This window comes from uncultured Megasphaera sp. (assembly GCF_958350005.1).
In the GTDB taxonomy this organism is placed as follows: domain Bacteria; phylum Bacillota; class Negativicutes; order Veillonellales; family Megasphaeraceae; genus Megasphaera.
Map to the genome: position 1 here is coordinate 1 of NZ_CATWFF010000061.1, position 11,330 is coordinate 11,330.

Here is an 11,330-nt window from a genome sequence, read left to right on the forward strand (position 1 = left end):
GTTCCCTGTTCGATTTCAAAGAGGTGTATCGTGTCGGTTTCACCGGCCAGCATGTGCTGTACGTCTTTGGCAATATTCCGCGTCGCTTCAGAGCAGGTAAAGAGGAAGATCTGTTCTTTTTTGCCCAGAGCAGCCAGGAAGCGGAGTGCTTCTTTCTGCCGCTGTTCGTCAAAGCGCACCAGAATGTCGTCCAGAATGATGGGCATGGGCTCGATTTGCTTGGAAAAGGCCATGGCCAGACCGATGCGGATAGCCAGATAAATCTGATCGCCCAGGCCGCTGCTCCACTGCTTTTCCGGAATGCGCCGCTGTGCGTTGTCTACGGCATAGAGCTGACGGCCGTCAAAGCTGGCCTGCAGCGTATACCGTCCCTGGGTCATCATATGGAGGTACTCCCCGGCCTGACGGATAACGACAGGCTGACGGACCTGTTCATAATAGGTCTGCGCTTCGCCGAGCATATGCTGGGCAAAGAGATAGACCAGCCAGTCATTGACCTGTGTATCCAGTTCGGCCCTGCGGTTCTGCTGTTCCTGAAGCAGCTTGCCGTATACGTCGCTTTTGGCCATCTGGCTCAGCCGTTCGACAATGCTGCCCCGCTTTTCCGCTACTTCAGCCAGTTTCTTTTCAGCTTCGGCAATTTTCTTTTCATAATAATCCCGTTCGTCTGTCCAGTTTTTCAGAGTATGTACCTTCAGTTCCCGCCGCAGTTCGGTCAGGTTCTTCGGCGTCTTGGCAATGAGGCGGATATGGTCTTCCGACTGATCGTAGACTTCTTTATACTGCTGGAACTGACGGAATTTGAGGACTTTGCTGCGGAATTCGCCAATAGTCTGTGCACCGGTCAGGGCCAGCAGATCTTTCTGCTGATTCAGGCGAATATCCTTGTCCTTTTTCAGCTGTTCAATCTGTTCCCGCCGCTGCGCTTCCTGCTTATCCTGTTCGCGGGCTACTTCTGCCTGGACGCGAATATCCTGCCATTTTTTATACAGCGTTTCTGCATCTTGCGGCAAATGATCGCAAGGCATGCCGACTTCGCGGCAAATCTGTTCGGCCGTATCGCGCCAGCGGCCCAGGCGGTTCTGCAGTTCTGCCTTGCGGCTCCGCCAGGTATCAGCCGATTCGGTAACGGCCTGCCATTTATCCCACAGCTCTTTCGCTTCCTGGACCTGCTGGGCTTCCAGTTTGACAAAGCCGCTGTTGGTACGCCAGTTTTCCCAGGACTGCCGGTATGTATCCAGTTTCTGCTGCTGCCCTTTTCCTTCTTTCTGCCATTTATCATAAATAGCATCGTACATGACTTTCTGTTCTTTTTCCCAGGCTGTCTTCGTTTCCTTCGTCTTCCAGTCCATATAAGACCGGCGGATGTCGTCCAGTTCATGAGCCCACGCATCGTCTGTATCTTCGATGGAAACGGACATCTGCGCCGTTTCGGCCAGTTTCGCCATTTCGGCCTGAATGCCGGTCAGGCGGCTTTCCAGCTCGGCAATTTTCCGCGGCTTTCGCTTGGCATTGGCCTGACGTTTGAAGAAAAATCCACCGGCCACAAGGGCGCAGACGAGTGCTCCCGCATAGGCCGTATCCGTATCGTCCACATACTGCGGTCCTGAGACGATGCAGAAAAGAGCTGCTGCCAGAAACAGGACGGTCAGCACGACATATCCGGCAGAGCCGCCGTCTGCTTCCTGCTGAAGCCACTGCAGCTGTTCCCGCGTATTTTTCCGCGCTGCCAGCTGTTCCTGTATGGCCACGACGGCTTTGCCTACAGCCTGCCAGTCTTCGGCAGTCCGCACGGAACCTTCGTCTTCTTCCGGCAGGGACGTGACGTTTTTCGGCTTTGCTGCCTGCCATTTGTCCACTGCCTGTTCACACCGCAGCAGATCGGCTGCCGCCGTCTGCCCGTACTGCCAGTTTACCGACGCAGGAATATGGCCGTCAGTCCACTGCTTCAGGGTCTGGGCATACTGATTCTGTTCAAACTGCCAGTCCATTTCCGTATCGCCGTGAGCTTCGATTTCTTCAAGGCCCTGCTTCCATTCGGCAATATGGCTGTATATATCGTCAATTTGCGTGCCGCAGATGAGCCAGCGGTTCCAGGCATCCTGAAAGGCCGGCCCTTTACGGGAAACGGCGGCCAGTTTCTGAATCTGTTCGTCAATATCTTTGATTTTATTTTCCAGGTCCGTCCACTTCTGGGCACCGTCAGCAGGGAACTGGGATACACTGGCCAGTTCCTGCATGCGCCGCATCGCTTCCTGCCCACGCTGGTACACTTCCCAGGCGGCAATGGGCATGGAAATTTTCTCAATCTGCCCTTTTGTTTCTTCAATGCTCAGGCGAATGCGGTTTTCCGTTTCATGCGTCGTCTGTTCCTGCGCCTGCAGGGCGGCAAACTCTTCTTCATCGAAAGACAGGCTGCGAATGCGCTGGTCAAAGTCTTTCTGTTCGTTGAGCAGCATATTGATAGGCTTCTTGCCCTGAGGCGAAGCGACGAGGAGAGTACCCATCTGCTGGGTCAGGTCCCGCCGGGCCTCACCGAGGCGAACGCCGCCTTCGACGCTGAAAAAGTGACTGCGCACTTCTTCATTGGACAGAATTTTAAAGCCCTGCAGATCTTCCAGGCCCATGGCAAAGATCTTGTCGTAAGTCTTTCGATCCAGGCCATGCCACCATAAATCAGACGGCTCATCCCGCAGAATTTCCTCACCGTCCACAATATACGAATCCTTTTCATTCCGGAAAATCTCGTATTCCCGTCCGTCTTCGCGGCGAATGGTCATATGGCCGAAAAAACCCTTCCAGTCTCCGCGCAGATAGCCGAAGAACATGGAACGGACGTATTTCATGAGCGTCGTCTTGCCGCTTTCGTTCTGCCCATGCATGACAATAAAGCCCGCTTCCGGCGGATTCCACTGCACGTCATGATAGATGCCGAAATCTTCTAAATTCATCTGTATAATCTTCATATACGTTATCCTCTTCTGTCTTCCAGCAGTTTCTGCATGCCCAGCCATTTCGCCTTTTCAAAGGCTTCCTCCAGGCGGGCATCGGATATACTCCTGCCATACGCGCCAAGACGTTCGAATTCCGGCCGGCTCATCAGGATATCCCGCAGGGCTTTTACCTGTTCGTCTTTGCTCAGTGCGGCAATACGGTCGGCAACATTCAGATAATCTCCTACTGTATCGGGCAGTTTGCTCCGCTCAGTCATATTGATTTTAGGCCGGGCCATATTGCACAGCCGCTCGATCATGACAAAGGCGTATTTGCCTTGTTCTTCTTCCTGCCAGCTGTCCATCCAGTACTGGGTGGCTTCCGGATTATTCAGTACGTGATACATACTGCCGGCGCCGGTGAAATTGACAGTCAGAAACGTAGGCTTGCCAATATCCCGGCGGATTTTTTCCTTGGCAAACCGCACGGCTTCCCGCAGTTCGGAAACGGACTCAATGGAATCGATGGGAATATCTGTCTGTTCCCACCGGACTACGCTCGTGTCGATGAACTCCATGTCCGTCGTGCCATAAGGGCCGACTTCTACATAATAACAGCCGCGGGCGCCCGTTTCCGTGCAGTCCAGTCCCTGGGGATTGCCGGGATAGACAATATAGGGCTTTTCACTCAGGATTTGCCGCGTATGCACGTGGCCCAGGGCCCAGTAGTCCATGCCGGCTTCCTTGAGGTCTGTCAGGCTGCACGGCGCATAGGCCGAAGGGCCGCCGATCTGCGTATGGAGCAGGCCAATGGCATAGTGATCTGCTGAAGAACGGGCAAATTTCCAGGCCAGGTTTTCCCGTTCTTCCCGTTTGGCATAGCTGCGGCCATAGATGGCGGCCACTTCTTCGCCGTCGACCACGAGCGGCACCCGTTCCACAGATTCGGCACTGAAGACATGGACGTTTGGCGGAAAGGGAATCTTCGCCTTCCAGGCTTCAAGCGGGTCGTGATTGCCAAGGACGGCAAAAACCTGTATATGATTCTGCCCCAGTTTGTGCAGGAGCCGCACGTAATCGAGCTGGGCCGTCAGATTATGATCGGCACTGGTGTATACGTCGCCGCTGATCAGCACGGCGTGGACGTTTTTATCAATCGCAATCTGCACGATTTTCTGAAAAGCCCGTACCGGCGCTTTGCCGACAATCCGCTGCCACCGTTCGTCAATAGCGGCAATGGATCGAAAAGGGCTTCCTAAATGCAGATCGCCGCAGTGAATAAATCGAAAACTTTTTGCCATTCCTATCGTTCTTCCTCCCTCCAGGCCAGGCGCAGGGCCATGACGGCCTGTTTCAGTTTCTGGCTGGGTATTTTTGAAAAGGACAGGAGGAACTCTTTCCGTTCTTCCTGTGCCGGGACTTCATAAAAGGGCTGTACTGCCAGAACACGGCATCCCTGGGCTTCGGCACGGCGCAGCAGTTCTGCTTCTCCGTAAGAGCTGCGCAGGGATACGTGGCAGTATACGCCGGACTCAATGCGGCTCACTTCCATTTGCTGTCCAAAGGCTTCCGTCAGAAACTGCTCCATCAGAGCGCCTTTCTCCTGATAGTCTTTGCGCAGCCGCCGGATCTGCCGCGATAGCTCGCCGCTCTGGATATAGGCAGCCAGTACGCATTGTTCCGGCACGGACGCCCCCTGCCGGAACAGGCCGCGCTGCCGGTGATAGGCCATCATGAGCCTGGGCGGCAGCACCATGTAGCTGATGCGCACAAAAAACGGCAGGACCTTTGACAGGGCGCCCATGTAAATGACCCGCCCTGACGTATCCAGGCCCTGCAGCGCCGGAACGGGCTTTCCATAATACCGCAGCTCGCTGTCATAGTCATCTTCAATGATCATGCCGTCCCGTTCTTCTGCCCACTGCAGCAGACGCTGCCGCATGCCAATGGGCATGACCGTTCCCGTAGGAAACTGATGGGACGGGCTGACATATATCAGCCGGGCATCGCTGGCAGTCAGGGCATCCATGTCGAGCATGCCCTTATGAATGGATATGGGAACAATATCATAGCCTATATTACGAAACAGCTCCCGTCCCAGGCGAAAGCCCGGGTTTTCTACGGCAATGCACAGGCGGCTGCTGCGCAGCAGCGTCGTCAGCATACCCAGGAGTGATGCCGTCCCGGCGCCGATGATGATGTGTTCCGGCCGGGCATGAACGCCGCGCACTTCATAGGCATACTGGCTGAGGGCACTGCGCAGATCGGGCACGCCCTGCTCATCGTTGCAGGCCGTCAGATACGCCGGCTCAGACAACACTTTATTCATATGTTTCCGCCAGATATCCAGGGGAAACCGTTCCATATCCATATCGCCGCTGCCAAAATCATACAGCCAGGACTGCCGCAGGGCTACATGGAAGCTGCTGCTCCGTCCGTCAGCGCCGTTTTCCTGCTGAGGCCTGACAAAAGCCACTTCATACCGGGCCTTGCAGCGGCGCGTAATGTAGCCTTCACTGGCAAGCTGATAATAGGCTTTTTCCACAGTCATTTTACTGACCCCGGCCTGCTGCGCCAGTTCGCGGACCGACGGCAGCCGCATACCGGCAATCATACGCTGCTGTTCGATTTCCAGGCGATAATATTCATATATCTGCACGTAATACGGCGTCTTGCTTTCTTTGATAAGCTGCAACATAGAAAAGTCCCATACCTGTCGTTATAATATATACTATTGTAACGAAAAACAGGCAGACTGAAAAGGGGGAAATCGAAAATGTTTGTTAACCTATATTTATTTTATGCAGTTGACTTTATAACATAAATTGCGTATACTAACAGAAACAAAATGTATACCAGGAGATGTAATGTATGGAACTTCAAACAATATCCGCTTATACCTGCAAGGTGCTGAATGGAGAAGATATTACGCCGGCTGAAGGGGAAGAGCTTATTTCCCTGTCTGACGCTGATACGCCGGTACTGCTGGCCATGGCCGATACGATTCGGCGCCGCTTCCGCGGCAACGCTGTCGACTGCTGTGCCATCGTAAACGGCCGTTCCGGAAAATGTCCGGAAAACTGCCGCTTCTGTGCCCAGTCCGCCCATTACCACACAGGCGTCACCGAATACCCCCTGCTCGATGCAGATACGATTGTGCAGTCTGCAAAGAAAGCAAAAGCTGCCGGAGCGGCGCGCTTTGCCATCGTCACCAGCGGCCGGTCTGTCGCAGAAGGGCCGGAATTTGACAACGTGCTGCTGGCGCTGAAGCGAATTCACGAGGAAGCAAAAATGGAAATCTGCTGTTCTCTCGGCCTGATTACGCTCAGACAGGCCCAGGCCCTGAAGGCTGTCGGTGTATCCCGGTATCATGCCAATATCGAAACAGCGCCGTCCTATTTCCCGTCTATCTGCTCTACCCACAGCTTTGAAGATAAAGTTTCGGTCATCAAAACGGCGCAGCAGGCAGGACTTCGCGTCTGTTCCGGCGGCATTTTCGGTCTCGGCGAAACGCCGCATCAGCGCGTAGAAATGGCCTTTACCCTGAAAAAGCTTGGCATCGATTCTATTCCGTTAAATATTCTCAACCCCATTGCCGGCACGCCCTTTGGCACCAATCGTCCTCTGCCGCCGTGGGAAATTCTGCGGACCTTCGCTGTCTTTCGCTTTGTTCTCCCTCATGCCCTCATCCGCACAGCCGGCGGCCGGGAAGTCAATCTCCGTTCCATGCAGGCCCTGGCCCTTACAGGCGGCCTGGACGGCATGATGATCGGCGGCTATTTGACGACAGACGGCAATGCCACTTCCGTAGACATGCAGATGCTGCACGACCTGGGACGCACACCGGTACAGCCGGCCATTTAAGCCTGCTGCCGGGCCGCAATGGCAGCGGCAATGGCGGCCCCAATGGACGGCCCGTCTTTGACCAGGGACGACGAAACGGCAATTCGCTCCGTCGTTCCTGATCTTTCTTCTTCATAGCAGTCCTGCAGGGCATCTTCCAGAATAAACAAACTGCCGCGGACATGTTCCAGCACGCTGCCTTCTATGGCCAGTGTCTGAACCGGTATGTCCTGACTGCCATATAAATGGCGCAGTACGCCAAAGCAGGCGGCTCCCGTAAGCTGTGCAGACCGCACAAAAATGGATGCGCCAATACTGCGCAGCTGCTGCAGATCCTCAGGAGCCACAATCTGCCGCCATAACTGAGCTGCCATCATGCGGGCACTGCGGCAGTTTTCGTTGCCAACGATGCGGTTCATGTCGACAGTCGAAAAGGAAGGTACTGCCGTCCCCAGGTAGGACTTGACTGTCTGCTCATAAATCTTGCACAAGTACGCACCGCTGACCATCTTTTCCAGCTGGTGATATCCCGGCTGCTGCGATGCTTCATCGACAGCTACATCCCATTGCGTCCGTTCCATCCCCTTATAATCGCCGGCTTCCAGAATGATTACCATCTGTAACGCTGGCTCATAATAGCATATATTAAACCCTGTGCCGCAGATGACAGCTACGTGAGAGCAGCCATGCTGATAAGCCGCAGCCAACAGCAGCGCCGTCGTATCATTGAGCAGGGCAGCAGGCTGAATCTGATCCAGCCCCCGGCGAACCAAGGCGCGGCGCAGCAGATCATTGACCAGCTGGCCGTCTGCTCCGGATACGGCAATTTCCTTGGACCACTGCAGCAGCCGGCCATCCTGTACATGCTCCTGGGCCACGCCGAAGGAAAAGGTATGTCCCAAATAAAAGGGCCGATTGCCGCCGGCAGCCTGACCGACCAGAGAGGCAATATAATCAAACAGTTCGTCTGCCGTCGTGTCCGGCGTCGTAAGATCATAAACACCTTCCTGCCGCAGGGGACGGGAAATCATTTTTTCTACCATGAAGCCATGATTTCCGGTCAGGCGGATACGGGAAACGCGAATATTGGTGCCGCCAAAATCCAGGGCCAAATACGTGCCCTGTTCATTGCCTGACGGCAGGGGCAAATACGACTTTTCCGCCTGCAGTGATGATGGCCGGCCCTGCAGCGCCTCTTCCAGTGCATGGCCAAAATCCTGTGAAAACTGATACAGCTGTTTTTTGCTCCAATAAAAATATCTGGCTATATCCATCCAGTCTTTTCCCTGCTTTTCCATAGGGTATCCCTCCGCTCTGCTAGTACGTATATGTATCTATTGTATCATATGTATCATAATTTCACGATTCTTATAAAAAATCCGCCCCATACTGTGCTGGAAACACCGTATGCGGCGGATTTACCGTATATATAATGCAGCAGAACTGCCAGAGGTGCAGACAGAAAATCAGCAGCGCAGCGCATCGGCCATCTGGCACATCCGTGCAATAGGCCTGACATCATGGACCCGGACGATGGCACAGCCGGCCAGTACACCGGCTACACAGGTAGCGCCGGTACCTTCCATCCGTTCGGTCACAGGCAGGTCGAGGATTTTGCCGATAAATCCCTTGCGGCTCGTTCCCAGCAGCAGGGGATAGGGCAAATTCGTCAGTTCCTGCAAATGCTGCAGGACATATACGTTTTGTTCAAAGGTCTTGCCAAATCCAATGCCCGGGTCCGTAATGATCTGCTCCTGCGCCATGCCGGCAGCTTCGGCAATGCTGGCAGAACGAATGAAGAATTTTTTCATATCTTCAAGGATATCCGTATACTCCGTACCGTTCTGGTTGTGCATGACTACGACAGGAACGCCGTGTTTAGCTGCCACAGCTGCCATCTGTCCCGGTTCGTGTTCATACTGAAGGCCCCAGATATCATTCATGATGTGGGCTCCTGCTGTCATGGCGTAGTCTGCCGTTTTGGCCTTATACGTGTCGACAGAAACCGGTACCGGGCAGGCATCGATAAGGCGCGGCAGAATCTGTTCGAGGCGGCTGATTTCTTCATCTGCAGAAATAGGCGTAAATCCCGGCCGCGATGATTCGGCACCAATATCGATGATATGGGCTCCTTCCTGCACCATTTGTTCCATATGGCGCAGAGCTGCATCGACAGTATTCCATGTGCCGCCATCCGAAAAGGAATCAGGCGTATAATTCAGCACACCCATGACCAGCGTCTTCTCTCCCACGGTCAGGGACTTGCCGTCTTTCCAGGTATACGTGCGTACTTCGTTTCTCATCAGTATTCTCCTTTGCAATAAAAAAGGATAACGGCAGGCATGACGTCATCATGCTCAGTCGTTATCCCAGACAGGTCCGTAAACTGTGCAAAACCGTATTTATTATACCAGGGCCCAAAGGGAAACACAAGGCCCTTATTTCTCCTGCCCGTCCCGTTCATCGGCAAAGACCTGGACCTGCACAAATACGGGAATGTAGTCCCGGAAAATACGCCGCACCATACTGGCCTTATCGGTACAGACGACGGCATTTTGCCGGTCCCGCAGCATGGCCAGCCACAGTGATTCGTCAATAAACAGGTATTCTTCGTATGCAGCCATAATGACTTCTTTGGATGAGCCCATGGCTACCATTCCCTGTCCGTCCTGCCGCAGGGCCTGACGAAGGATCTGTACAGCCAGATCAAACTGTTCCAGAAACACATAAATAACACCGCGCTGAATGAGCGGATGAAACAGATTTTCTTCCTGTGCCCGCATGAGAAGATGCAGCTGTCGGGCATACTGCTCCCGTATATCCATCATAGGCCTCCTTATCATGACAGTTCCACAATCTGCGTTCCCTTATATGATACCACAATATTCATGGAGTACTGCAAAAAAGCTGCTGCACCACATGCACCGGTGCAACAGCTTTTATTGTTCATTCTATATGCATACTACGTATTAACCGGAAATTTTCCGCTGTGCCTTGTAAGTTTCTTCCAGAACAGCCTTGCCGGCAATACCGGGTTTCGTCATTTCTTCCGGAGACAGGATAATGTCGATCTGTTCCTTCGTCAGATACCCGTGTTCCAGAATAATATCGCGAATGGGACGGCCTGTAGCATAGGCTTCCTTGGCCAGCATGGACGACCGTTCGTAGCCGATATGCGGCAGCAGTGCCGTTACGATGCCGACGCTGTGATCAACCCAGTTCTGGCAGGATTCCCGATTGGCCTGCAGTCCCTTGAGCAGATAGTTCACAAAGGAATGAACAGCGTTGGTCAGATACTGCATGGAATGGAACAGATTGAACGCCATAACCGGTTCCATGACATTCAATTCAAACTGGCCATTTTCTACGCCCAGGCTGATGGCCATATCATTGCCGATGACCTGATAGCACGTCTGATCGAGGACTTCGGCCATAACCGGATTGACCTTGCCCGGCATGATGGACGATCCAGGCTGACGGGGCGGCAGTTTCAATTCGTTCAGGCCACAGCGGGGACCTGATGCCATAAGGCGGAAATCGTTGGCCATTTTAATCAGCATCAGTGCCGTTGCCTTCATGCTGCCTGATACTTCGGCAAAAATATCCGTATTATTCGTGCCGTCAATCAGGTTGCGGGCTGTAACGAACATATCGCCAGTCAGCATGGACAATTTAGCTGCTACGGCCTTGATATAGGCCGGTTCCGCATTCAGCCCTGTGCCGACAGCAGTACCGCCCATGTTGATAATGCGGACCCCTTCCAGGGACCGTTCGATACGGATTCTGCCGCGCCGTACAGCCGATGCATAGGACCCCATTTCCTGTCCCAGCGTAATGGGAACGGCATCCTGCAGATGAGTACGCCCCATCTTCAATACATCATGGAATTCATCGGCTTTTTCATTCAGCCCGTCTTCCAGTTCTTTCAAGGCTGCGCTTAACTTGCGGCCTTTCATGAGCAGGCAGACTTTAATACTCGTCGGAAATACGTCATTCGTCGATTGTGCCATATTGGCATGATTATTCGGCGAAATAATGTCATACCGTCCCTTGGGCTTGCCCAGTATTTCCAAAGCCCGATTGCACAGCACTTCATTCATATTCATGTTCACTGACGTGCCGGCACCGCCCTGAATGGGATCAACGGGGAACTGATCGAGCCACTGACCATCCATGATTTCACTGGCAGCCTGGACCAGCGCATTGCCAATGACGCTGTCCAACCGGCCAGTTGACATATTTGCCAGAGCTGCTGCTTTCTTAACAGTCGCCATGGCTTTGATGAAATCCGGATCTAAATGTTCACCGGTAATGTGGAAGTTTTCCATGGCCCGCATAGTCTGCACACCGTAATATACATTATCCGGCACATTCATTTCTCCTAAAAAGTCATGTTCTGTTCTCATAATATCCTCCCCGTATCGTCTGAGCGAATCGTATTTTGTATACAGTATGCACTAAGTTATAAATATTTAAGTAATAAAAATAATATCATGAAGCCTTTTCGTTCATACCCCTCCGGCTCCCCCAAGCCGTGACAAACAGAATTGGACG

8 protein-coding genes are annotated in these 11,330 nt (G+C 53.2%); 1 reads left to right on the plus strand and 7 read right to left on the minus strand.

Annotated elements, in window-relative coordinates:
• The 3 genes from Q3886_RS05060 to Q3886_RS05070 form a co-directional block, all read right to left on the minus strand.
• Positions 1-2,966, minus strand: a 2,966-nt coding sequence (locus tag Q3886_RS05060; RefSeq protein WP_301860082.1) for an AAA family ATPase, incomplete at its 3' end; no start/stop codon positions are given.
• Positions 2,967-2,971: 5 nt separating this feature from the next.
• A complete protein-coding gene (locus Q3886_RS05065) occupies positions 2,972-4,234 on the minus strand; it encodes a DNA repair exonuclease (RefSeq protein WP_301860083.1) in 1,263 nt (420 codons plus the stop codon).
• Positions 4,235-4,236: 2 nt separating this feature from the next.
• Positions 4,237-5,631 carry a PLP-dependent aminotransferase family protein gene (locus tag Q3886_RS05070; protein WP_301860084.1) on the minus strand — a complete coding sequence of 465 codons (1,395 nt, stop codon included), beginning with the start codon at positions 5,629-5,631 and terminating at the stop codon, positions 4,237-4,239.
• A gap of 173 nt (positions 5,632-5,804) precedes the next feature.
• Here Q3886_RS05070 and bioB point away from each other — a divergent pair, with 173 nt between their 5' ends.
• The gene (bioB, locus tag Q3886_RS05075; RefSeq protein ID WP_301860085.1) at positions 5,805-6,797 is read left to right on the plus strand and encodes a biotin synthase BioB; all 993 of its coding nucleotides are present in this window, start codon (positions 5,805-5,807) and stop codon (positions 6,795-6,797) included.
• Here the strand turns inward: bioB and Q3886_RS05080 are convergent.
• The 4 genes from Q3886_RS05080 to Q3886_RS05095 form a co-directional block, all read right to left on the minus strand.
• Positions 6,794-8,074 (minus strand): hexokinase, encoded by a 1,281-nt coding sequence (locus Q3886_RS05080; protein WP_301860086.1) that lies wholly within the window; start codon positions 8,072-8,074, stop codon positions 6,794-6,796. The two genes, bioB and Q3886_RS05080, sit on opposite strands and share 4 nt — an antisense overlap.
• A 168-nt stretch (positions 8,075-8,242) precedes the next feature.
• Positions 8,243-9,079 carry a dihydropteroate synthase gene (folP, locus tag Q3886_RS05085; protein ID WP_301860087.1) on the minus strand — a complete coding sequence of 279 codons (837 nt, stop codon included), beginning with the start codon at positions 9,077-9,079 and terminating at the stop codon, positions 8,243-8,245.
• A 135-nt stretch (positions 9,080-9,214) separates the two neighbouring features.
• Positions 9,215-9,604 carry an HI0074 family nucleotidyltransferase substrate-binding subunit gene (locus Q3886_RS05090; RefSeq protein WP_301860088.1) on the minus strand — a complete coding sequence of 130 codons (390 nt, stop codon included), beginning with the start codon at positions 9,602-9,604 and terminating at the stop codon, positions 9,215-9,217.
• Positions 9,605-9,745: 141 nt separating this feature from the next.
• Positions 9,746-11,182, minus strand: a complete 1,437-nt coding sequence (locus tag Q3886_RS05095) for an aspartate ammonia-lyase (protein WP_301860089.1) — start codon at positions 11,180-11,182, stop codon at positions 9,746-9,748.
• Positions 11,183-11,330 lie beyond the last annotated feature (148 nt).

What these genes read in the sequence shown, in the direction of transcription:
- Q3886_RS05065 (WP_301860083.1), bottom strand. Translation starts at nt 4,234, where the DNA reads ATGGCAAAAAGTTTTCGATTTATTCACTGCGGCGATCTGCATTTAGGA.
- Q3886_RS05070 (WP_301860084.1), bottom strand. Translation starts at nt 5,631, where the DNA reads ATGTTGCAGCTTATCAAAGAAAGCAAGACGCCGTATTACGTGCAGATA.
- bioB (WP_301860085.1), top strand. Translation starts at nt 5,805, where the DNA reads ATGGAACTTCAAACAATATCCGCTTATACCTGCAAGGTGCTGAATGGA.
- Q3886_RS05080 (WP_301860086.1), bottom strand. Translation starts at nt 8,074, where the DNA reads ATGGAAAAGCAGGGAAAAGACTGGATGGATATAGCCAGATATTTTTAT.
- folP (WP_301860087.1), bottom strand. Translation starts at nt 9,079, where the DNA reads ATGAGAAACGAAGTACGCACGTATACCTGGAAAGACGGCAAGTCCCTG.
- Q3886_RS05090 (WP_301860088.1), bottom strand. Translation starts at nt 9,604, where the DNA reads ATGATGGATATACGGGAGCAGTATGCCCGACAGCTGCATCTTCTCATG.
- Q3886_RS05095 (WP_301860089.1), bottom strand. Translation starts at nt 11,182, where the DNA reads ATGAGAACAGAACATGACTTTTTAGGAGAAATGAATGTGCCGGATAAT.